20 protein-coding genes are annotated in these 23,397 nt (G+C 64.6%); 16 read left to right on the top strand and 4 right to left on the bottom strand.

What is annotated here, in order from left to right; all coding sequences use genetic code 11:
• Positions 1-32: 32 nt before the first annotated feature.
• Together LPW30_RS07005 and epmB are read right to left on the bottom strand one after the other, a co-directional pair.
• Complete coding sequence (locus LPW30_RS07005; protein WP_239680408.1) at positions 33-1,823, bottom strand: hypothetical protein; 1,791 nt, start codon at positions 1,821-1,823, stop codon at positions 33-35.
• A 159-nt stretch (positions 1,824-1,982) separates the two neighbouring features.
• The gene (gene epmB, locus LPW30_RS07000; protein ID WP_238624212.1) at positions 1,983-3,008 is read right to left on the bottom strand and encodes an EF-P beta-lysylation protein EpmB; all 1,026 of its coding nucleotides are present in this window, start codon (positions 3,006-3,008) and stop codon (positions 1,983-1,985) included.
• Positions 3,009-3,163: 155 nt separating this feature from the next.
• Between epmB and efp the strand changes: the two genes are divergently transcribed.
• Positions 3,164-3,727, top strand: a complete 564-nt coding sequence (gene efp, locus LPW30_RS06995) for an elongation factor P (RefSeq protein ID WP_025281169.1) — start codon at positions 3,164-3,166, stop codon at positions 3,725-3,727.
• Positions 3,724-4,674, top strand: coding sequence for an EF-P lysine aminoacylase EpmA (gene epmA / locus LPW30_RS06990; protein ID WP_239680407.1), 951 nt, complete (start codon positions 3,724-3,726; stop codon positions 4,672-4,674). The genes efp and epmA overlap by 4 nt, the downstream gene beginning before the upstream one ends.
• Positions 4,675-4,690: 16 nt before the next feature.
• On the opposite strand, the gene asd is transcribed toward epmA, so the two are convergent.
• Positions 4,691-5,575, bottom strand: coding sequence for an archaetidylserine decarboxylase (asd, locus tag LPW30_RS06985; protein WP_025281171.1), 885 nt, complete (start codon positions 5,573-5,575; stop codon positions 4,691-4,693).
• A gap of 42 nt (positions 5,576-5,617) precedes the next feature.
• Here asd and prmB point away from each other — a divergent pair, with 42 nt between their 5' ends.
• From prmB to LPW30_RS06965, 4 genes are all read left to right on the top strand, one after another.
• A complete protein-coding gene (gene prmB / locus LPW30_RS06980; RefSeq protein ID WP_025281172.1) occupies positions 5,618-6,517 on the top strand; it encodes a 50S ribosomal protein L3 N(5)-glutamine methyltransferase in 900 nt (299 codons plus the stop codon).
• 160 nt (positions 6,518-6,677) lie between these two features.
• Entirely contained in the window at positions 6,678-8,066 is a 1,389-nt protein-coding gene (gene hemN / locus LPW30_RS06975) for an oxygen-independent coproporphyrinogen III oxidase (RefSeq protein WP_029762321.1), read from the top strand.
• Between the two features lie 78 nt (positions 8,067-8,144).
• A complete protein-coding gene (gene aroC / locus LPW30_RS06970) occupies positions 8,145-9,209 on the top strand; it encodes a chorismate synthase (protein WP_239680406.1) in 1,065 nt (354 codons plus the stop codon).
• A gap of 136 nt (positions 9,210-9,345) precedes the next feature.
• Complete coding sequence (locus tag LPW30_RS06965) at positions 9,346-10,515, top strand: MFS transporter (protein ID WP_239680405.1); 1,170 nt, start codon at positions 9,346-9,348, stop codon at positions 10,513-10,515.
• Between the two features lie 22 nt (positions 10,516-10,537).
• Here LPW30_RS06965 and LPW30_RS06960 read toward each other — a convergent pair whose 3' ends face one another.
• The gene (locus LPW30_RS06960) at positions 10,538-11,419 is read right to left on the bottom strand and encodes a LysR family transcriptional regulator (RefSeq protein ID WP_238624217.1); all 882 of its coding nucleotides are present in this window, start codon (positions 11,417-11,419) and stop codon (positions 10,538-10,540) included.
• A 126-nt stretch (positions 11,420-11,545) separates the two neighbouring features.
• On the opposite strand from LPW30_RS06960, the gene leuC reads away from it, so the two are divergent.
• From leuC to trpA, 10 genes are all read left to right on the top strand, one after another.
• Positions 11,546-12,952, top strand: coding sequence for a 3-isopropylmalate dehydratase large subunit (gene leuC / locus LPW30_RS06955; RefSeq protein WP_238624218.1), 1,407 nt, complete (start codon positions 11,546-11,548; stop codon positions 12,950-12,952).
• Positions 12,953-12,965: 13 nt separating this feature from the next.
• Positions 12,966-13,607, top strand: a complete 642-nt coding sequence (gene leuD, locus LPW30_RS06950; protein WP_025281178.1) for a 3-isopropylmalate dehydratase small subunit — start codon at positions 12,966-12,968, stop codon at positions 13,605-13,607.
• A gap of 94 nt (positions 13,608-13,701) precedes the next feature.
• Positions 13,702-14,781 carry a 3-isopropylmalate dehydrogenase gene (leuB, locus tag LPW30_RS06945; protein WP_239680404.1) on the top strand — a complete coding sequence of 360 codons (1,080 nt, stop codon included), beginning with the start codon at positions 13,702-13,704 and terminating at the stop codon, positions 14,779-14,781.
• Positions 14,782-14,834: 53 nt separating this feature from the next.
• Positions 14,835-15,857: an aspartate-semialdehyde dehydrogenase gene (locus tag LPW30_RS06940; RefSeq protein WP_025281180.1), complete on the top strand. Its 1,023-nt coding sequence runs from the start codon at positions 14,835-14,837 to the stop codon at positions 15,855-15,857.
• Between the two features lie 163 nt (positions 15,858-16,020).
• Positions 16,021-18,999, top strand: a complete 2,979-nt coding sequence (locus LPW30_RS06935; protein WP_239680403.1) for a FimV/HubP family polar landmark protein — start codon at positions 16,021-16,023, stop codon at positions 18,997-18,999.
• A gap of 89 nt (positions 19,000-19,088) precedes the next feature.
• Complete coding sequence (locus tag LPW30_RS06930) at positions 19,089-19,781, top strand: energy-coupling factor transporter transmembrane protein EcfT (protein ID WP_239680402.1); 693 nt, start codon at positions 19,089-19,091, stop codon at positions 19,779-19,781.
• Between the two features lie 50 nt (positions 19,782-19,831).
• Complete coding sequence (gene truA / locus LPW30_RS06925; protein WP_239680401.1) at positions 19,832-20,626, top strand: tRNA pseudouridine(38-40) synthase TruA; 795 nt, start codon at positions 19,832-19,834, stop codon at positions 20,624-20,626.
• 73 nt (positions 20,627-20,699) lie between these two features.
• Positions 20,700-21,344, top strand: coding sequence for a phosphoribosylanthranilate isomerase (locus LPW30_RS06920; protein ID WP_239680400.1), 645 nt, complete (start codon positions 20,700-20,702; stop codon positions 21,342-21,344).
• Positions 21,319-22,539, top strand: coding sequence for a tryptophan synthase subunit beta (gene trpB / locus LPW30_RS06915; protein WP_239680399.1), 1,221 nt, complete (start codon positions 21,319-21,321; stop codon positions 22,537-22,539). The genes LPW30_RS06920 and trpB overlap by 26 nt, the downstream gene beginning before the upstream one ends.
• On the top strand, positions 22,536-23,351 hold the full coding sequence (trpA, locus tag LPW30_RS06910; RefSeq protein ID WP_025281186.1) for a tryptophan synthase subunit alpha: 816 nt from the start codon (positions 22,536-22,538) through the stop codon (positions 23,349-23,351). The genes trpB and trpA overlap by 4 nt, the downstream gene beginning before the upstream one ends.
• Positions 23,352-23,397 lie beyond the last annotated feature (46 nt).

Raw genomic sequence — 23,397 nt, 5'->3', positions numbered from 1 at the left:
CGGGGCGGTCACCAACGAGCGGACCTGGGGTGCTACAGGATGTCGGGCCAGAGCGGAGTGTTCTTATGCGATGTTTCGCCTTCAGGGGCCGCAGTGGACTGCGCTGGGCGGAACTGGAATTGAGTGAACAGGCTGGACTGGGTTTCGATGGCGGAGAGAGCAACGATGAGTGTGCGACCCGCGAGGGTGACGGCCACCTGCTCGCCCGCCTCGAACAGGCCGGCCCGACATGCCAGGGTGGCGTGTTGCTCCAGCACCTTGATCCGCGGCAGCAGCAGCCCCGGAACCCTGCGCCCCATGGGGCGTCCATGCCGCACCGGACTGATGTCCACCGGCATGGCCTTGGGAGCCAGCATCTTGACGCCGACTTCCAGGCCGGAGTTGCTGGGGCTGCGTATCCAGCGGACCATGCCCAGGCGCCAATGCTCGCGTCCAGAGGTGGCATCCCGCAGGGCGATCAGTTCACCCACTTGGGCCCGAACGCTCACATCGCCCCGCCAGCGCAGCCGAAACCCTCCGGCGCTGGTGTCGAGGATTTCCCAGGAGGTGGGAACGGGTGCCTCTTTGCCGGGATGCAACGCCCTCGATTGATCCTCAGTGGTGCGGTCGGTGACCAGGTTGCCCTTGGCGATGGTGTCCCAGGCGTTGGACGTCACATCCTGGGGCATGTCTGCCAGGTAGCGCACGGTAATGCCCTCACTTTCGTAGCGTGGGGAATCGGACATGCGTTCCAGGGAAAGTTCTTCGAAGGCCCTGTCCCGCTCCTGGGCCTTGCCGATCATGCTGGCTTGGGGGGCAGGGTTGACGGCCTGGCGGATCATGTCGTGGGCGGCAGTGATGCCCAGCACGACGTCGACGTGACCGTCGTTGGACATGCGACTGAAGCGACGACGGGCATTGTTGGTCCACGCCTGCAGGACGCGGGCCGCTATGTCCCTGTGGAGCGGGCCCGGGGCGTCCTGGGCGTTGGCGCGCAGCTCCTCGCGTATCTGGCGGATCAGGGGGAACAGGTTCAGGTAACGGACGGCCTCATGCCGGCCAGCCTCTGAACCATGAACGTAGGCGGGTGGCTCATCGGTGCTCAGGTCGAGCACGTACAGGTAATCAGCGTTGTCTGCCACGGGGGAGGTGGTGATGGCGCACGCTTGGGCAGAACCTTCCAGGTAGCGGGTCAGGGCATCGGTATCCCCCTGGTGCAGGGTAAGCGGGTCAGCCAGGCTGTAGAGACTCATCTGCTTGTAGGTATGCGCCACGGTGCTGCGCCGCTGACCGTTCAGTTCCGTATCCTTGATCTCCTGGGCGACCAACTGCCTCTGTTCGGCCAGATGGTAAAGCCAGTGGGCCTGCTCCCAAAGCCCGTCGGGCGTGGGCTGATAGAGGCGCCCGGCGTGAAAGTGGCGTTCTGCCAGGGCGCGCATGGCCCGGTGAATGCCCAGGGCCAGGTGTCGAGGCGCCAGGCTGTTGGCTCCGGAACTGCCTTCGCGCACCACCTGGAGGTAACCCATGGCGACCTCGTACAGCAAATCGGTGTTGATGTCGGCAATGCGCTGGCTTCGGGCAGGCAGGGGCAGGGAGCGGCTGACAAAGTGTCGGCTCAGTTGATCGAGGATCAATCTCCGGGTGGGGCGCAGAAGCTCGAGGATTTCCAGGCGATCGTAAGCGGGCATCCGCAACCGATTGAGTTCGGTCAGGCCCTGGTAGAGCAGCCGGGTGGTCTCGCCGGTGTTGGCCAGGGGCAGTTCCTTCAACCAGCGCTTCACCTTGCGGGGCTGAGTGGGGAATGGCTCGGTTTCCAGGTGCATCGACGGGGTCCCGACCAGCATGGCGGAGTGCTCCAGCGTGTCTCTCAAATACGGGGTGAGACATTAAAAAGTGTGACGGAGTTCACTATATTTTATAGCGCACCTCTACCTGGGTAACAAATGATTTTTTGACGCATGGTTCGTACAGGGTGGCATAAGCGCATCCCGGGCTTGCCGTTTTCAGGTGTGATATCCGGCCTCGGTCAGCGAGGATTTGCCCGGTGCGCCTGGGATCTCTCTGACCAGTCTGGGCAGGAGGTAACCTGGCTGCTGAGCCGCCAATGCCTTCATGATGGCGAGCGCCGGCGCTTCTTTCACCGCGAAATGCGCGGCCCCGCTCACCGGGTCCAGCAAGTGCAGGTAATAGGGCTGCACACCCGATTCGAACAAAGCCTCGCCAAGATCACCCAGGGCGGCGACGCTGTCATTGACGCCACGCAGGAGAACGGCCTGATTGAACAGGCGCACGCCGGCCCGGTCCAGGGCGGCGAGGGCACTGCAGGTGGAGGCGTCCAGTTCCTGGGCATGGTTGGCGTGGATCACCATGACCGGGCGCAGACGGGTGCCCGTGAGCCAGTCAATCAGATCCTGTCCGAGACGTTCCGGAAGGATCACCGGTAGCCGGGTATGCACGCGCAGGGTGCGCAGGTGGTCGATGCGGGCAAGATCCCGTGTCATGGCGGCCAGTTCGCCATCTGTCAGCATCAGGGGGTCGCCGCCGCTGAGAATGACCTCATGGATATCCGGTCGCGAGCGCAGCCAGGCCAGCGTTTCTGGCCAGCGGCTGCGTCCGGCCGAGGCCTGCCCGTAGGGATAATGACGACGAAAGCAGTAACGGCAGTGAATGGCGCAGGCGCCGGTGGTGATCAGCAGGGCTCGGCCGGCGTATTTCTGGATGACGCCAGGGGCCGCCATGGCATCCAGATCCCTCACCGGGTCTTCCACGAACCCGGGGGCTGCTTCGAACTCGCCCTGCAGTGGCAGCACCTGGCGCAGCAGGGGGTCGTGCGGGTCACCCGGGTGCATTCGTGACACGTAACTTTCCGGCACCTGCAGGCGAAACCGCTGTGCTGCCAGCCGGGCCGCGGGCAGCAGTCCCGGATCCAGGTTCAGGCGGCGAATCAGGGCCTCCGGATCGGTGATGGCTTCTGCCAGTGCCGTCTGCCAGGCACAAGCCTGACGGTCGGCGGTCAATCGCGTTATCATTGGCGGTTTTACCCAGAGGGTGGACACGGGGCGACCGGGCATTTTGCCGCGTTTCCCGGGCCCGGTGCCAGTGTTTCGCCCCGGATGCGCCCGGCATCCACGGTTTTCCCTTACCCCAATGCGAGCCGAGGGGCTCGACCCGGAGAACTTTGAGCATGGCAACCTACAGCACCAACGAATTCAAGAGCGGACTCAAGATCCTGATGGACGGCGATCCTTGCACCATCGTGGAAAATGAGTTCGTCAAGCCTGGCAAGGGTCAGGCGTTCAGCCGCGTGAAGATCCGCAATCTCAAGACCGGTCGGGTACTGGACAAGACCTTCAAGTCTGGCGAGTCGGTAGAGGCCGCCGACGTCATGGATACGGAGATGCAGTATCTCTACAACGACGGCGAGTTCTGGCATTTCATGGTGCCCGATAACTTCGAGCAGTATGCCGCCGGCGAGACCGCCGTGGCAGATGCCATGAAGTGGCTCAAGGAACAGGACACCTGCGTGGTGACCCTGTGGAACAATTCTCCGTTGTCGGTGGCACCGCCCAACTTCGTGGAGCTCACCATCACCCAGTGCGACCCGGGTATTCGCGGTGATACCGCCACCGGCGGCACCAAGCCGGCCACCCTGGAAACCGGTGCCGTGGTCAAGGTGCCCCTGTTCGTCAACGAGGGGGACGTGATCCGCGTGGACACCCGTAGCGGCGAGTACGTGTCGCGGGCATGACCTGGAAGCCGGCTGCCGCGTTCGGGCGGTTACGCCAACGGGCGCGCCTGCTGGCAGACATTCGCGCTTTCTTTGCCGGCCGTGGGGTGCTGGAGGTGGAAACCCCGTACCTGTCCATGGCCGGGGCCACCGATCCTGCCATCCAGAGCCTTTCCGTGCCTCTGGGGGGCGGCAGGCGCTGGCTCCACAGCTCCCCCGAATTCCCCATGAAACGGCTGTTGGCGGCGGGCAGTGGGGATATCTACCAGATTGCCCGCGTGTTTCGGGGTGAGGAGGCCGGGCGCCACCATAATCCGGAGTTCACCCTGCTGGAATGGTATCGGGTGGGCTTTGATCATCATGCGCTCATGGCCGAAGTGGAGGCGCTGATTCGCCAGGTGGCTGGTGATCGGCTGGCGGCTGGCGCGCAAGTGCTGACTTATCGCGAGGCCATGCTCCGTCACGCCGGGGTGGATCCGTTTCAGGCCAGTGAGATGGAGCTGTCCCGGCGTGCCCGGTCTCTGGGGCTGGATGTGCAAGGCAGCCTGGATCGGGATGGCTGGCTGGATCTGCTCATGTCCACCGTGGTCTGCCAGGCCTTTCAGGCCGACAGCCTGACCCTCATTCACGACTATCCGCCCAGTCAGGCGGCCCTGGCCCGGGTCCGTCCCGGAGAGCCGCCGCTGGCGGAGCGTTTCGAGGTCTATTGGGGGGCGATGGAGCTGGCCAACGGCTTTCACGAACTGGGGGATGCCGCGGAACAGCGCCGTCGCTTTGAGGCGGATCAGGATCGCCGCGCGCGCCAGGGGTTATCGCCCATGCCCCTGGACGAGCGGCTTCTCAAGGCCCTGGAAGCTGGCTTGCCCGGCTGTGCCGGGGTGGCCCTGGGTGTGGATCGGTTGCTCATGTGCCTGGGCGGCGTGGACGATATCCGGGACGTGCTGGCCTTCGACTGGGAGCGGGCATAGGCTTCCCAAGGTATTCCTAACGCATCGATACCGGCTTCATCCACCCCAGGGCCTCACCCATCTTGAGCTTGCGCCCGCTGGTCAGCTCGCTGGACCATTCCACCGCCCCCTCGGGCAGCAGCAGGATCACCGTGGAGCCCAGGTTGAAACGGCCCATCTCATCGCCCCGGGACAGGCTCACCGGTTCGGATTGATGAGCCTTGACCTCCATCTCTCGTGGCAGGCGTGGCGTGATCTCGCCGGACCAGACGGTTTCGATGGAGGCCACGTTGATGGCGCCCACCAGCACCATGGCCATGGGGCCCATGTCGGTGTCGAAGAGGCAGACCAGGCGCTCGTTGCGGGCGAATAGCCGGGGAATGGTACGCGTGGTGAAGGGCGCTACCGAGAACAGCCTGCCGGGCACGTAGACCGTTTCCCGGAGCACGCCATCCCAGGGCATGTGCACCCGGTGATAGTCGCTGGGAGACAGGTACTGGGTGATGAAGTCGCCGTTTGCGAACGGCGCCGCGCGCTGCGGGCAGCCTCCCAGGAGTTCCTGGGCCGAATAATCACGCCCCTTGGCCTGGATGATCCGCCCATCGTGCAGTTTGCCGAACTGGCTTACACGGCTGTCGGCGGGGCTGAGCAGGGCGTCCGGATGGGTGTCCAGCGGGCGGGCCTCTGGATGCAGGGCTCGGGTGAACAGGGCATTGAAACTGGCGTAGTGGGCGGGCTCCGGGTCCAGCGCCTCGGCCATGTTGAGCCCGTATTGACGAATGAACCAGCGTGCCACCGGGTCCTTCAGGCTGGTCTCCCAGCGTGACAACCGGTACACCACGCGCGAGATGGCGTGGTGGGGCAGCAGATACAGGGGCAGGGCCTTGAGCCAGTCCCGCCAGTTGGCCTCTTGATCGCTCATGAGGGTATTATCCCACAGCCCTCCATCACCCGCATGAATCTCATGGACATCGCTTCTGACACCGACGATCTGGTCACGGTGCGTGATTACATCCGCTTCGGCATGAGCCGGTTCAGTGCCGCCGGCCTGACCTTCGGCCATGGCACCGATAATGCCCTGGACGAGGCCGCCTGGCTGGTCTTTCAGGCCCTGCACCTGCCGCATGACTTCTCCGGCGCCTGGCTGGATTGTCGCCTCACCCGGGACGAACGCCGCCGGGTGCTGGATTTGCTGCACCAACGGGTGGAGACCCGCAAGCCGGCCGCCTATCTTACCGGTCGAGCCTATTTCATGGGCATGGAGTTCAAGGTGGACGAGCGTGTGCTGGTGCCGCGTTCACCCCTGGCAGAGTTGATTGGCCAGGGCTTTGCCCCCTGGATCGAGCCCGAACAGGTGGAGCGGGTGCTGGATCTGTGCACCGGCAGCGGCTGCATCGGCATTGCCTGCGCCCATGTGTTCCCGGATGCCCGGGTGGACCTGACCGATATCTCCCGGGATGCCCTGGACGTGGCACGGGAGAACATCAGCCTGCACGGGCTTGAGGATCGGGTAGAGGCCCTGGAGTCGGATCTGCTGGCGGAACTGGGTTCCAGGCAGTACGACATCATCGTCAGCAACCCGCCCTATGTGGATGCCGCCGACATGGCCGCACTGACCCCGGAGTTTCGCCATGAACCGGAGCTGGGGCTCTCGTCCGGCCCCGATGGCCTGGAGGCCACGGTGCGCATCCTCAAGGACGCCGGCCGACACCTGAAGCCCGGTGGCATCCTGGTGGTGGAGGTGGGCAATAGTGCCCCGGCCCTGGAGGCCCGCCTGCCGGATGTGCCCTTCACCTGGCTGGAGTTCGAGCACGGGGGGCAGGGGGTGTTCCTGCTCACCTTCGAGCAGGTACAGTCGCTTTGAGGTGATGCCGGGTGCAGGGGTGCTCGAGTGGCGCTCACATGGCCCCAACATGGCACAAGTCACGCAAATGGCCGTTCAGGCGTGCCAATCCGGTTCGGCATGTTTATGATGAGCGGTTACAATAGATGATCAACACTTTATCCCCGGGTACCTAGCCGCCATGAGCTTGTCGCAGAGCATTGATTTCGATCTGGACCTGATCAACCGTTACAATACGGCGGGTCCTCGATACACATCCTATCCCACGGCGGTGCAGTTCCACGAAGGTTTCGGGGCGGAGCGCTACGCGGAGATCGCCCGGGAGACCAATGCCAGCGGGCGTCCGCTGTCGCTGTATTTCCACATCCCCTTCTGCGACACGGTGTGCTTCTACTGCGCCTGTAACAAGGTGGTCACCAAGGACCGCACCAAGGCCAAGCCCTATCTGGACCGTCTCTACAAGGAAATGGCCATGCAGGGCGCGCTGTTCGACAAGAACCGTCCGGTGACCCAGCTGCACTGGGGCGGCGGCACGCCCACCTTCATCTCCCACGACGAGATGACCGAGCTGATGGGCAAGACCGCCGAGCACTTCGGGCTGCTGGATGACGACACCGGCGAGTATTCCATCGAGATCGACCCGCGGGAAGTGGACGACAGCACCCTGGGTCTGCTGCGCAAGCTGGGTTTCAACCGCATCAGCCTGGGCGTGCAGGACTTCGACGAGAAGGTGCAGAAATCCGTCAACCGGGTGCAGAGTGAGTCGCTGGTGCTGGGTGTGCTGGAAGAGGCCAGAAGCCTGGGCTTCCGCTCCACCAGTGTGGACCTGATCTACGGCCTGCCCCATCAGGATCGCAAGACCTTCGGCGATACCATCGAGAAGATCATCAAGGTGGATCCGGCCCGGATCTCGGTGTTCAACTACGCTCACCTGCCGGACCGCTTCAAGCCCCAGCGCCGCATTGAAGAAGAGGCACTGCCCAGCCCCGGCGAGAAGCTGGCCATGCTGCAGCAGACCATCCAGCAGCTCACCGAGGCCGGTTATGTGTATATCGGCATGGACCACTTCGCCAAGCCCGATGACGAACTGGCCGTGGCCCAGCGAGACCACACCCTCTACCGTAACTTCCAGGGGTATTCCACCCACTCCAACTGTGATCTGGTGGGCCTGGGTTCCACCAGTGTGGGCGTGGTGGGCAACAGCTACAGCCAGAACCATCATGACCTGGAGAAGTACTTCCAGTGCATCGATGACGGCAAGCTGGCGGTCTTCCGCGGGGTGGAACTGGATGCCGACGATGTACTGCGCCGCGATGTGATCACCCGTCTGATCTGCCACTTCGAACTGGCCTTCGAGGACGTGGAAAAGGTGCACGGCATCAAGTTCACGGACTACTTCGCCCGTGAACTCAAGGAACTCAAGCCAATGGAAGACGATGGTCTGCTCAAGGTCTCCGGTAACACCATCACCGTGCAGCCCGCCGGTCGTCTGCTGATCCGCAACATCTGCATGACCTTTGACCGTTATCTGCGTGAGGCCACGGAACAGCGCTTCTCCCGCGTGATCTGATTCCGCAGTCCGTCCGCCCTTACCCCAAACCCTCTCCCGCCCGGCGGGTGAGGGGCCATCCTTCGGGGCCCTGCATCCATGTCCGGAAACACCATAGGCAAGCTGTTTACTGTGACCAGCTTTGGCGAGAGCCACGGCCCGGCCATCGGCTGCATCGTCGATGGCTGTCCCCCTGGCCTGGCGTTGAGCGAGGCCGATCTGCAGGGCGACCTGGACCGGCGCCGCCCGGGGACCTCCCGGCACACCACCCAGCGTCGTGAACCGGATCAGGTGAAGATCCTCTCCGGGGTCTTCGAAGGCGTGACCACCGGGACGCCCATCGGGCTGTTGATCGAGAATGCCGACCAGCGCTCCAAGGACTATTCGGAGATCGCCGAGCGCTTCCGGCCCGGTCATGCGGATTACACCTACTTCAGGAAATATGGCCTGCGGGACTACCGGGGCGGGGGTCGCAGTTCGGCCCGGGAGACCGCCATGCGAGTGGCCGCCGGCGGCATTGCCAAGAAATATCTGCGCGAGCACTTCGGGGTGCAGGTGCGGGGTTATCTGGCCCAGTTGGGGCCCATCCGCATCGATGCCGTGGACTGGTCCGTGGTGGACACCAACCCCTTCTTCTGTCCCGATGCCGCCAAGGTGCCGGAGCTGGAGGCCTATATGGACGCCCTGCGCAAGGAAGGGGACTCCATCGGTGCTCGCATCAACGTGGAGGCCACGGGTCTGCCCGCCGGCTGGGGTGAGCCGGTATTTGACCGGCTGGACGCCGACATCGCCCACGCCATGATGGGCATCAATGCCGTCAAGGCCGTGGAAGTCGGTGATGGCTTCGCCTGTGTGGAGCAAAAGGGTACCCAGCACCGTGACGAAATGACCTCCGAGGGGTTTGTCTCCAACCACGCCGGGGGGCTGCTGGGAGGGATCTCCTCGGGGCAGGATATCCGCGTGAGCATGGCCTTGAAGCCCACCTCGAGCATCCGCTTGCCGGGGCGATCCCTGGATGTGCATGGCGAGCCGGTGGAAGTGATCACCACCGGGCGCCATGATCCCTGCGTGGGCATCCGCGCCACGCCCATTGCCGAGGCCATGCTGGCCATCGTGCTGATGGATCATGCGTTGCGGCATCGGGGGCAGGTGGGGGGGCGTTAGGGGCTCCAGCTGCCCCCTCTGATCAACAGCGACTCTCCATTCTCCCCTCAGGGGAGAAGGGCCGGGGAGGAGGGGGCGGCGGGCATGACGCCCTGTTCGCCACCCTCGCCCCAACCGCCTTGATTCCGGAAACTTCATGCCTGCTTCCTACTGGAAACTCTCCAGCTTCTATTTTTTCTATTTCGCCAGCATCGGCGCCTTCATGCCCTACTGGGGGCTGTACCTGAAGGAACAGGGTTTTGCCGCCGGGCAGATCGGCGAGCTGATGGCCATTGTTCTGGCCACCAAGATCATTGCCCCCAATGTGTGGGGCTGGTTGGCGGACCACACCGGCAAGCGCACCCTGGTGGTGCGCATCGCTGCGGGCATGGCCATGATCTGCTTTGCCGGGCTGCTGTTCCACTCCGGTTACTGGTGGGTGGCGGTCACCATGGCCCTGTTCAGCTTCTTCTGGAACGCGGCGTTGCCCCAGTTTGAAGCCACCACCATGAACCACCTGGGCAAGAGCACCCATGCCTACAGCCGGATCCGGCTGTGGGGATCCATCGGCTTCGTGCTCTCGGTGGGCAGCCTTGGGGCCGTGTTCGAGACCGTGGACGTGGCCTGGTTGCCCTGGATCGTGCTGGTCCTGCTGGGTGCCCTGTGGCTCAGTACCCTGCGGGTGCGGGACGGGGGCGGGGTGCAGCCCGGCCCCGAGCCGGAATCCCTCTGGACCACCCTGAAGATCCCGGCGGTGATCCTGCTGCTGATCGCCTGTTTCCTGATGCAGGCCAGTCACGGTCCCTACTATGCGTTCTTCACCCTGTACCTGGAGGAGCATGACTACACCCGCACGGTGGCCGGCTACCTCTGGGCGCTGGGGGTGCTGGCTGAGGTGGGGGTTTTCCTCATGATGCATCGCTGGCTGCCGCGTTTTGGTGCCTGGCGCCTGCTTGCCCTGGCTCTGCTGATCACCGCGGTGCGCTGGGGGTTGCTGGCGGGGTTCGTGGACAGTCTGCCGATGCTGGTGGTCATCCAGTTGATGCACGCGGCCAGCTATGGCCTGTACCACGCGGCGGCCATCTCGCTGATCCATCAGTTCTTCGTCGGGCGCCAGCAGGGGCGGGGACAGGCTCTGTACTCCTCCCTGAGCTTTGGTCTGGGCGGCGCCATGGGGGCCCTGGCCAGTGGTTACATCTGGGATGGCGTGGGGCCCATGTGGGTGTATGTGATGGCCTCGGGCCTGGCCACGGCGGGCTTTGTGGCGGCCCTGCTGGGTAGCGGTTCGCGGCAGTATTCCGTGAGGCCGGATTCGGTGAATCAATAAGCGCGCCCTGATCGTGACGTCTTCAAGCAGGGTCTGAAGGCGCATCGGCCCCCTCCAGCATGGCCAGCAGCACCGATGCGGCGTTGGACCGGGTGCGGTCCCGGTGAGTCACCCAGCCCAGTTCCCGGTGCATGGTCAGACCGGGCAACTCCAGGTGATGCAGTTCCGCACCCATGGAGAGGGGGAGCACACCCCAGCCCAGACCGATACTGATCATCATCTGCAGGGTTTCCAGGTAGTGGGTTTCCAGCACCCGTGTCGGCGTAATGTCCTGGGTGGAGAAGGCGGCATTCACCAGGCGGCGGGTGAAGGTGCCTTCCGGGGGCAGGATGGCCGGGTAGCCGTTCAGGTCTTCAGGAATGCAGGTCCGGCTGGCCAGGGGATGATCCTTGGCCACCATGGCGGCCAGTGGGTCGTCCCAGATGCGCTGCCAGGTCAGCAGGGGCGAAGGCTGCTCCGGCAGGGTGACCACGGCCAGGTCCACCTGCCCCAGTTCGGCCGCCCGACAGGCCTCTTCCGATTCCATGAAGCGGATGTCCAGTTCCACCGCCGGGTAACGCCGCGCGAAGGCCTCGAGCACGGGCGGCAGCCTGCGCAGACCCACGTGATGGGAGGTGGCCAGGATGAGGGGGCCCTCCACGCGATCCGAGAGGTTGTCCAGCAGCCGTCGCGTTTCCGCCAGGTCCTCCAGGATGAGCCTGGCCCGGGGCAGCAATACCCGGCCGGCCTCCGTCACGCTGATGCGGCGGCCAATACGGTCGAACAGGCGCTGGCCCAGTTCCGACTCCAGGGCCGCCACACGCTTGCTCACCGCCGGCTGGGTGAGGTGCAGGGTCTGTGCTGCTTCGGAGAAGGAGCCGGTGTTTGCCACCGCCAGGAAGGCCTTGAGGTTTTCCGGGAGCATGAGGCTTCTCGCAAGGGGTGTGGGTTTGGAATTCTCGCCAGGAATACTTTACATGAATAAGATGAATTGGCGTTATCCAACTCCGGTCTCTATCCTTATCACCAGAGGCAATCGAGGTATTCACCCATGACCGGAAAGACACTCTACGACAAACTCTGGGACGCCCACGTGGTTCGCCGCGAGGACGACGACACGGCCCTGCTCTACATCGATCGGCACCTGGTGCACGAGGTGACGTCACCCCAGGCCTTCGAGGGCCTGCGTCTGGCGGGACGTCAGCCCTGGCGTACCAACACGGTGCTGGCCGTACCGGATCACAACGTGCCCACCACGGACCGTGACAAGGGGATCGCAGATCCCGTCTCCCGTACCCAGGTGGAAACGCTCCAGCAGAACGTCACCAGCCTGGGCATCACCTTTTTCCCCATGGGCGATGTGCGTCAGGGCATCGTGCATGTGATCGGGCCGGAGCAGGGGGCCACGCTGCCGGGCATGACCGTGGTGTGCGGTGACTCCCACACCTCCACCCATGGGGCCTTCGGGGCCCTGTCCGTGGGGATTGGTACCTCGGAGGTGGAGCACGTGCTGGCCACCCAGTGCCTGTTGCAGAAGAAGATGAAGAACATGCTGGTCTCCGTGGACGGCAAGGTGGGCCCCGGGGTCACCGCCAAGGACATCGTCCTGGCCATCATTGGCGAGATCGGCACGGCTGGCGGCACCGGTTGCGCCATCGAGTTTGGCGGTGAGGCCATTCGTGATCTGTCCATGGAAGGTCGCATGACCGTGTGCAACATGGCCATCGAGGCGGGCGCCCGGGCCGGCATGGTGGCCGTGGACCAGACCACCATCGACTACGTGAAGGAGCGACCCTATGCGCCCCGTGGTGAGCACTGGGAGCAGGCCGTGGCGGTCTGGCAGGAACTCAAGTCCGATCCCGACGCGAAGTTTGATCATGTGGTGCACATCGATGCCGCCAGCATCCAGCCTCAGGTGAGCTGGGGGACCTCTCCGGAGATGGTGGCGCCGATCGGTGGTCGGGTACCCGATCCGGCCACCGCCGGTGATGCGGTCAAGACCCGGGGCATGGAGCGGGCGCTGGAATACATGGGCCTCAAGGCGGGCATGGCCGTGACCGACATCCCGGTGGACAAGGTCTTCATCGGTTCCTGCACCAACGGTCGCCTGGAGGATATCCGGGCTGCCGCCGAGGTGGTGAAGGGTCGCCGGGTGGCCGAGAGCGTCAAGCTCGCCATGGTGGTGCCGGGCTCGGGCCTGGTGAAGCAGCAGGCTGAACAGGAAGGCCTGGACAAGGTGTTCCTGGACGCCGGATTTGAATGGCGCGATCCGGGTTGCTCCATGTGCCTGGCCATGAACGCCGACCGCCTGGAGCCGGGTGAACGCTGCGCCTCAACCTCCAACCGTAACTTCGAGGGTCGTCAGGGCCTGGGTGGGCGTACCCACCTGGTGAGCCCCGCCATGGCAGCCGCCGCGGCCGTGGCCGGGCATTTCGTCGATGTCCGGGAAATGAACTGAGTGAGGTGACCCCATGGAAAAATTTCAAAGACTGACCGCCAAGGTGGCGCCGCTGGATCGCTCCAATGTGGACACCGACGCCATCATTCCCAAGCAGTATCTGAAGTCCGTCAAGCGCACGGGGTTTGGCCCCACGCTGTTCGATGACTGGCGTTATCTCGACCCGGGCGAGCCGGGCATGGATCACAGCCAGCGTCGCCAGAACCCGGATTTCGTGCTGAACGATGCACGTTATCAGGGCGCGCAGATCCTCCTGGCCCGCAAGAACTTTGGCTGTGGCTCCTCCCGCGAACATGCGGTGTGGGCCCTGACCGATTACGGTTTCCGGGCCGTGATTGCCCCGAGCTATGCGGACATCTTCTTCAGCAACAGCTTCAAGAATGGACTGCTGCCGCTGGTGCTGGACGAGGCCATCGTCGATCAGCTCTTCAATGAAGTGCTGGCCGAGCCCGGCTATCAGTTGACCGTGGACCTGGAGGCGCAGACGGTGGAAACCCCCTCGGGGCAGAGCTTCTCCTTTGAGGTGGACCCGTTCCGACGTCATTGCCTGCTCAACGGGCTGGACGACATCGGCCTCACCCTGCAGCATGCCGATGATATCCGCGCCTACGAGGAGAAACGCCGCGCCGAGGCGCCCTGGCTGTTTCCGGCCTGATAAAAGAATCATGCACACCGACGGACCGCCTCCCCGGAGGCGGTCACGGCTGTCACACTGATCCCATTACACCTGTTGTCATTCCGAGTATCCCATGACCCACAAAATCCTTGTCATGCCCGGTGACGGCATCGGCCCCGAGATCGTCTCCGAGGCCACCCGTCTGTTGAACGCCCTGCGTGATCGTTTCGGCCTGGATGCCGAACTGGAAGAGGCCCCCATCGGCGGGGCCGGCTACGATGCGGCCGGTGAGCCCCTGCCGGCACACACCCTGAAACGGGCCCGGGAGGCCGATGCCGTGCTCCTGGGCGCCGTGGGCGGGCCGCGTTACGACGAACTGCCCTGGGAAAAACGCCCGGAGCGTGGCCTGCTGGCCATCCGTTCGGAACTGGGCCTGTTCTCCAACCTTCGCCCGGCCATCCTCTACCCTCAACTCGCGTCCGCCTCCGCCCTCAAACCGGAGATCGTCGGCGGCCTGGACATCATGATCCTGCGCGAGCTCACCGGTGGGGCCTATTTCGGCAAGCCCCGCGGCATCGATACCCGCGAGGATGGCGTACGCCAGGGTTACAACACCATCATCTATTCCGAACCGGAGATCGAGCGCATCGCCCGCAGCGGTTTCGAGATCGCCATGAAGCGGGATCGGCGCCTGTGCTCGGTGGACAAGGCCAATGTGCTCGAGGTCTCACAACTGTGGCGTGAAGTGGTGGAACGGGTGGCCAAGGAGTACCCGGACGTGGCACTGTCCCACATGTACGTGGACAATGCCGCCATGCAGCTGGTGCGCGCGCCCAAGCAATTCGACGTGATCGTGACCGAGAACATGTTCGGCGACATCCTCTCGGATGCGGCCGCCATGCTCACCGGTTCCATCGGCATGCTGCCGTCCGCTTCCCTGGATGCCGCCGGCAAGGGCATGTACGAACCCATTCATGGCTCGGCGCCGGACATCGCGGGCCAGGGCCTGGCCAATCCGCTGGCCACGTTGCTGTCGGTGGCCATGATGCTGCGCTACAGTCTCGACGAAGAGGCCCAGGCGGCACGCGTGGAGGCTGCGGTGGGTCAGGTGCTGGACAATGGTCTGCGCACGCCGGACATCTGGACCCATGGCTGCGACAAGGTAGGCACCCAGGAGATGGGGCAGGCGGTGGTGGCCGCTCTGTCCGACTGATCGAACCTCGCCCGCGCACCCATAATCAGTACTCGATTCAAGGATTCATAAAGATGAGCAAAACCTATGATGTGGCCGTTGTCGGCGCGACCGGCGCCGTTGGCGAGACCATGCTCTCCATCCTGGCCGAACGGAAGTTCCCCGTCGGGCAGGTGTATGCCGTGGCCAGCAGTCGTTCCGCCGGTTCCCGGGTGAGCTTCGGTGACCGTCAACTGGTGGTTCAGGACCTGGCCGAGTTCGATTTCTCCAAGGTGCAGATCGGTCTGTTCTCGCCCGGCGCCTCCGTCTCCAAGGAATATGCCCCCAAGGCGGCTGCTGCCGGCTGTGTGGTGATCGACAACACCTCGCAGTTCCGCTACGACGACGATATCCCGCTGGTGGTGCCGGAGGTGAACCCCCATGCGGTGGCTCAGCACACCAACCGGGGCATCATCGCCAACCCCAATTGCTCCACCATCCAGATGCTGGTGGCCCTCAAGCCCCTGCACGACGCCGTGGGTATCGAACGCATCAACGTGGCCACCTACCAGGCGGTGTCGGGCACCGGCAAGGACGCCATCGAGGAACTGGCCGGCCAGTCGGCACGGCTGCTCAATGGCCAGCCGGTGGAATGCCAGGTCTATCCCAAGCAGATCGCCTTCAACTGCCTGCCGCATATCGACGTCTTCCTGGAGAACGGCTACACCAAGGAAGAGATGAAGATGGTTTGGGAGACCCGCAAGATCTTTGAGGATGAGGCGATTCAGGTGAATCCCACCACGGTGCGTGTGCCGGTGTTCTACGGTCACTCCGAGGCCGTGCACATCGAGACCCGGGACAAGATCAGCGCCGAGAAGGCCCGCGAACTGCTGGCCGCCGCGCCGGGTGTGGAAGTGCTGGACGAGCGTGCCGACGGCGGTTATCCCACGGCGGTCACCGAGGGCGCGAATCGCGATCCTGTCTTTGTGGGTCGTATCCGGGAGGATATCTCCCATCCCCGGGGCCTGAATATGTGGGTGGTGGCGGATAACGTGCGCAAAGGGGCCGCCCTCAACAGTATCCAAATTGCCGAAGTTTTGATAAAAGATTACCTATAACGTGAGCTTGTCCTGAGTCAGCGGACCGGATGCCGCGTCCGGTCCGCTGCATGATGAGGCTCAACCGGGGGAACGGCGACCGGGCCGGATAAGCAGGACGGTCCCCGGGTCGTGTCAAAGAGGGGATTACGCTGTGCGCAGACTGGCTTTGGGAACGGCCGTATTGGCCCTGATCGTACCGGGGGCGAGCCTGGGGCTGGGGCTGGGAGAAATCGAACCCCGTTCCGCGCTCAATCAGCCCCTCCGCGCGGAGATCGAACTGGTCTCCGTGGAGCCAGGCGAGATGGACGATCTGGTGGTTCGGCTGGCCCCCGACGCCCTGTTCACGCGCATGGGCATCGACCGGGATCACCGCTTGACCGAGCTCGAGTTCGAGCCCATGACCACACGGGACGGTCGCCATGTGATTCGGGTGACCTCCCGCGACCCCATCCGCGAACCCTTCCTCAACTTCCTTATCGAAGCCAGCTGGCCCAGCGGTCGCCTGGTGCGCGAATACACCATCCTGCTGGATCCGCCCACCCGCTTCGAACAGACCCGCCAGCCCACCCCGGCCCCCTCGGCACCGGCTCCCGGGCGGGAGACCGCCCCCCCAGGCGTGACCCGCGCCGAAGCCCCTCGCGACACCGCTCCCACCACTTACCGGGTCAGCCGTGGCGACACCATGTGGCAGCTGGGTGAACGTCTGCGGCCCGACACCGGTGTGAGCGTGGAGCAGATGATGCTCGCGCTGCTCAGAGCCAATCCCGAGGCCTTCGAGGACGACAATATCAATAACCTGCGCAGCGGCCATGTGCTGCGCGTGCCGGCCCGCGATGAGATCACCCGCCTGGCGCCCCGCGAAGCGCGCCAGGAAGTGGTGCGTCAGAATCGACTCTGGCGGGAATACCGGGAGCGGGCCACGGAGCAGCCTGAACCCCAGGTGGCCGTTGCCGATGAGCCGGCACCGCCGCGTGATCCGGCCCCGGACGAAGCCAGGGAGCCGGCACCCCCCGCGCCGGTGGACGACGATGCCCGCCTGGAGATTGTTGGCGATGGTCTCACCGATGACGAGGCCCAGCGGTTGCAGCGGGAACTGGCCCTGTTGCGGGAAACCACCGAGTCCCGTCGCCAGGAGGCGGAGGAACTGCGTAATCGCGTGGAAGAGCTGGAAGGATTGCTGGAAAGGCAGTCCCGTCTGCTGACCCTCACCAACCAGCAGCTGGCAGATCTGCAGAACCAGCTGGCCCGCTTGGAGGGGCGCGACCCCGACCACCTGCCTCTGGCCTTGCCAACCGAGCCTTTGCCAGCACCCCCCGAGACGGTCGCCCCGGCGCCGGACCCGGATGCTGCTCCGACCCCCGAAGTGGCCCCAGCGCCTCCTGCGCCGGCCGCACCTGCCGAACCGGAGCCGCGACCCACCGCGCTGACCCAGTTGCTGAACAATCCCTCCCTGCTGATGGGGGCCGGTTTTGGTCTGCTGCTGATCCTGGCCCTGCTATGGCTGATGATCCGTCGCCTGCGCGATCGCGAGGATGTGGAGGATGCCGCAAACCTCCAGGCTGATGCCTCGGTGGGCCAGGAGGCCGGTACTCAGGGCAAGGGAACCGCCGCCGCCGTGGCTGCCGGCGCGGCCGCCGGCGGTGTTGCTGCCGCCCGGGATGATGCGGATCGGGAGCGGCCCACCTTTGGTGTCGAGTCCGACTCCAAAGAGGACCTGTCCACGGCGATGATGGACACCATGGAAACGCAGTTGCCCTCCCCGAAAGGGCCCATGGGGGATTCTGCGGAGTTGACCGATACCATGGAGCTCTCGCTCCCCGGCGGTGATGCCGCCGAACCCGAGGATGGCGGCCCACGCCATCGGGACGAAGTATCGAATGACGATACCGTGGCCGAAGCGGATGTCTACCTGGCCTATGGGCTGTACCAGCAGGCGGAGGATCTGCTTGAAAATGCCGTGAAGCAGGATCCGGATCGCGTGGATTATCGTTTCAAGCTGGCAGAAACCTATTTCGCCAGCAAGAATCGGGAGGCCTTTGAGGGTGTGGCGGCAGACATGCGCCAGTCCCTGGGTGAGCGTCCTGCCAGGCTGTGGGACCGGGTGGTGCTCATGGGGCAGGAGATCAGCCCTGATAACCCCCTTTTCCGCGGTGCAGCCGCCTCGGGTCAGGGCACCCATGAGCGCCCTGATACCAGCGACTTCGATCTGGATACCACGGAACTGGAAGGCTCGCTCTCCGAGGTGGACTTCGAGATCCGTGATGACATGGATGACATGGGGCTGGGAGAAGATCCAGCCTCCGGGGATCAGACAGAAATCTCCAAAATCGGTGAGCTGGACCTGGATCTGCCCGAGGATATCGGTGCCGATGTGCCCGAGGATTCAAGAAAGGCGGCGCCGGAAGATGCGCCCACCATGCAGGTGGAAGAAACCCCGGGCATGGATGACGAGGCCCCCACCCGGGTTCATCCTCCGGCGCAGACGGCCACATCCGCCCCGGACAAGCCTGAGGAGCGCGCCCGTACCCAGGACGCCGATGATGCCACACTGGAATTCGATCTGGACGACAGTGACTTCCTGGACGAGGACTGGGCGAAAGACGTGGGTGAGGGTGCGTCCAGGCCGGACCTGGACGAGGGCGCTGATATCGATGCGGATGAGCCGACCCGGCGCGCCGGGTCGGGGGACGATACCGCCACGCTGCAGACGGACGAGCCCTTCCCTGATCTGGATGAACCCCCGGCACTGGATCGTGGTGTCGAACCCCCCACGACTGCGGGTACGGGCGAGCAGGACGATACCCTGCAGCTGGATGCGGACGATCTGAACTTTGATCTGGACGACATGGAGTCCATGGGCAAGGATGAGCCTGCCACGCCCAGGGCGCTGGGTGAGGATCTGGACTCCGATGCCGATACCCGATGGCTGGATGACACCTTTGACGCGGATGATGCCGCCCGTGCCTCGGACGAACTGGACAGCGCCGAGGATGATGACTTCAGTCTCGGCGACGAGATCAGTACCAAGCTGGATCTGGCCCGGGCCTACATCGAGATGGGGGATGCGGAAGGCGCCCGTGCCACCCTGGAGGAGGTGATCAGCGATGGTGACGACGTGCAGCGCCGCGAGGCCGAGGAGCTGATGCGTCAGATCCAGTAAGCCGCCGGTTACCCGGCGCCTCTTCCAGCCCTGGAAGACCACCCACCGGATGGCGCTGATCATCCAGTGGGTGGTCTTCATCGTGATTCATGCACCCAGCCACCAAGATACTCGGCGTTATCCTGTTCATTCTCTGCGTCGCTCGGGCCAACCCGGCGGTGATTGCCGGTGGATGTTGCTGGGTGGCGCTGGGTCTTTGGCATGTGGGCAGGGAGGGGGTCGACCGCTTTCTGACCATGGTGGGGCGGCTGAAATGGTTTTTCCTGTCCATCATCCTGGTGTTTGGGTGGTTTACTCCCGGGACGCCGCTGCTCGCCCTGGCCCCGGAGTTGTCCCCCAGCCGGGAGGGCCTGTTGCTGGGGCTGCAACGCAGCCTGGTTCTGGTGCTGGCCGTGGGAGCGGTGGTCTGGCTGCTGGAGACCACCCGACGGGATGACCTGGTGAAGGGCCTGCTCTGGCTCACCCGGCCCCTGGCGATCCTGGGGTTTCCACGCGAGCGGTTCGCGGTACGCCTGGTCCTGACCCTTGAGGCGCTTCCCCGCGTCGGACTGCTGGCCCGGGAGGCGCGGGATCGTCCCCGCGAGGCGCCCCGGGGGGTGGCGGAGCGCTTGCAAGGTCTGGGCGAACGGGCCGCGGGCCTGTTTCAGGGCGTTCTTCATCAGGCGCAACAGGCGCCGCTGGAACCCATTCATCTGGCCCCCGTGGCGGCACCGGGATGGCGGGACTGGCTCGGCATGGCATTGGTCATCCTGCCCTTGATGGCCCTGGCCGTCGGGCCCTGAAGGGCCCGAACGCCCCGAACACCCCCGATTCTTCCGAACGACTGACACACATGACTGAAACCCTCCATCGCCTGGCCATAGGCATCGAATACGACGGTTCCGGATTTCGCGGTTGGCAGACCCAGAAAGAGGCCCGCACCCTGCAGGTTCAGGTGGAGAAGGCCCTTTCCCGGGTGGCGGACGAGCCCATCAGCGTGACCTGCGCCGGGCGCACGGACGCGGGTGTGCATGCCACCGGTCAGATCATTCATTTCGACACCAGCGCGGTGCGCGATCCGCGGGCCTGGTTGCTGGGGGGCAACAGCCATCTGTCCCCGGAACTGAGTTTTCAGTGGGTGCGGCCCATGCCCGATGACTTTCATGCCCGCTTCTCTGCGCGGTGGCGTCGTTACCGCTACATTTTTCTCAACCGCCTCACCCGACCGGCCATCCTGCGCCGTCGAGTCACCTGGATTCATCGACCCCTGGATGCGGCGCTGATGGCCGAGGCTGTGCCGCATCTGCTGGGGGAGCACGATTTCTCCAGTTTTCGCGCCAAGGGCTGCCAGGCCCGCACCCCCATACGCACGGTGCAGGCGGTATCGGTGCACCGGCGGGGTGATTTCATTCATCTGGATATCCGCGCCAATGCCTTTTTGCATCACATGGTCCGTAATATCGCCGGTGTCTTGATGGCCATTGGTCGCGGCGAATATCCTCCCGAGTGGATGGCCGAGGTGCTCACGGCGCGAGACCGTTCCCAGGCGGGTGTTACAGCTCCACCGGATGGTCTGTATCTGGTGCAGGTGGGTTATGAGGATCGTTTCGACCTGCATCCGCCGGCAGTCGTCCCCGAGTACGCCTGACGCCCCGCGCAGGCTGATCCTGGGGCCGAATTTCTGTTAACCTTACCGATCCTGTTCAGCAACCCGGGCGGCCATGCGTACCCGTATCAAGATCTGCGGCATTACCAGCGCCGAGGACGCCGGGGAGGCGGCCCGTGCCGGCTGCGACGCCATCGGTCTGGTCTTCTACGATCGAAGCCCCAGGGCAGTGGACATGGAGCAGGCACTGGCCGTGGCCCGCGCCGTGCCACCATTCGTGACGCGAGTGGGCTTGTTCATGGACGCGGAGGCGGAACGAGTACGCCAGGTGATGGCACGGGTGCCCCTGGAGGTGCTGCAGTTTCATGGTGGCGAGCCGCCGGACTACTGCGAATCCTTTGGTCGCACCTATCTCAAGGCGGTTCCCATGGCCGGTTCTGACACGCCGGAAGCCTTCATGGCCCGCTATGCCGGGGCCCAGGGCTTCCTGCTGGACAGTCATGCTGCAGGTCAGGCCGGGGGTACCGGGCAGACATTCGATTGGGGCAGATGGCCCACGGGCAGCCCGCAGTCGTTGGTTCTGGCGGGTGGGCTGCATCCCGATAATGTGGCCGAGGCGGTCAGGCAGACGCGCCCCTGGGCCGTGGATGTGAGCAGTGGCGTGGAGTCGTCGCCGGGCGTGAAGGACCCCCGACGCATGATCCGATTCATCAGCGAGGTACGACGTGTCGACCGTGAGCAAACCCCAACAGACGCCTGACTGGAGCGCCTTCCCGGATGCCCGCGGGCATTTCGGACCCTATGGTGGCCAGTTCGTCTCCGAAACCCTGATGGAACCCCTGGAAGAGTTACGGGAGGCCTACCATCGCTACCTCAAGGATCCCGACTTCCTGGCCGAACTGGACCTGGATCTGGCCCGGTACGTGGGTCGCCCCAGTCCCCTGTACCTGGCGGAGCGACTCACCCGCGAACTGGGGGGCGCCCGGGTGTACCTCAAACGCGAGGACCTGAACCACACCGGTGCCCACAAGGTGAACAACACCATCGGTCAGGCGCTGCTGGCCAAGCGCATGGGCAAGACCCGCATCATTGCCGAGACCGGCGCTGGACAGCACGGCGTGGCGACCGCCACCGTGGCTGCGCGCCTGGGGCTGGAATGCGTGGTCTACATGGGCGCGGATGACATCCAGCGCCAGTCGCCCAACGTGTATCGCATGCGTCTGCTGGGCGCCCGGGTGGTGCCCGTGTCCTCCGGGTCGCGCACCCTCAAGGATGCCCTCAACGAGGCCATGCGCGACTGGGTGACCAATGTGGACAACACCTTCTACATCATCGGCACCGTGGCCGGCCCGCATCCCTATCCCGCCATGGTCAGGGACTTCCAGTCGGTGATCGGTCGCGAGGCCCGGGCTCAGTACCTGGAAGAGAACGGCGAACTGCCCGATGCCCTGGTGGCCTGCGTGGGTGGTGGCTCCAATGCCATCGGTCTGTTCCATCCCTTCCTGGACGATGCCGACGTGGCCATGTACGGGGCCGAGGCGGCCGGGGATGGCATCGACAGCGGCCGCCACTCTGCTCCCCTGTGCGCCGGAAAGCCCGGCGTGCTGCATGGCAATCGCACCTATCTCATGGAGGATGCCGACGGCCAGATTACCGAGACCCATTCCGTCTCTGCCGGCCTGGACTATCCCGGGGTGGGCCCCGAGCATGCCTGGCTCAAGGACGCCGGGCGCGTGCAATACGTGCCGGTCACGGATGAAGAGGCATTGTCCGCCTTCCATCGCCTCACCCGCACCGAGGGCATCATCCCGGCGCTGGAAACCAGCCACGCCATTGCCCAGGTGATCAAGCTGGCACCTCAGCTTCGCTCCGACGGCGGGATCATCGTCAATCTGTCCGGTCGTGGTGACAAGGACATCAACACCGTGGCCCGTATGGAGGGCATCGAGCTGTGAGCCGCATAGCCGCCCGTTTCGAATATCTCAGGTCGCAGGGTCGCAAGGCCCTGATCCCCTATGTGACCGCCGGTGACCCGGAGCCCGCCAATACCGTGCCGCTGATGCACGAGTTGGTGAACGCCGGAGCCGACATCGTTGAACTGGGGGTACCGTTCTCCGACCCCATGGCCGATGGCCCGGTGATTCAGCAGGCCTGCGAGCGTGCCCTGAAGCACCACGTGAGCCTGCGGGACGTGCTGGGCATGGTGCGCGAGTTCCGCCGCGACAACACCACCACGCCGGTGGTGTTGATGGGCTATCTCAATCCCGTGGAAATCATGGGCTACGAGACCTTTGCCCGGGAGGCGGCCGAGGCGGGTGTGGACGGGCTGCTGACCGTGGACCTCCCCCCCGAGGAGGGCGCTGACCTGGTGCAGACCCTGACCACGAACGGCATTGATCCCATCTTCCTGTTGGCGCCCACCAGCCACGAGGGCCGTATCAAGGCCATTTGTGCAGCCGCGTCCGGTTTTGTGTACTACGTCTCCCTCAAGGGGGTGACCGGTGCCGCCACCCTGGATGTGGATGCCGTGGCGGAGAAGCTTGCCCTGATCCGCCAGCACACGGACCTGCCTGTGGGTGTGGGTTTTGGCATCAGCGATGCCCCCACCGCCGCTCGCGTGGGCCGTGTGGCCGATGCCGTGGTGGTGGGCAGTGCGCTGGTCAAGCTGCTGGCCGCCAACACCCAGGATCTGCCGGCTGGCCGTGCCGCAGCAGCAGATCTGCTGGGAGAGATGCGCCAGGCCATGGATGCCGCCCCCAAGGCCTGACGGGATACGCCATTGTCTTCAAGGTCGGCCACGTGCCCGTGCCGAT

This window comes from Ectothiorhodospira variabilis, from assembly GCF_022227625.1.
GTDB classification, from domain to species: Bacteria; Pseudomonadota; Gammaproteobacteria; order Ectothiorhodospirales; family Ectothiorhodospiraceae; genus Ectothiorhodospira; species Ectothiorhodospira haloalkaliphila.
Note: the sequence above shows the minus strand (reverse complement) of the source record. Positions and strands in the feature narration are given on the sequence as shown.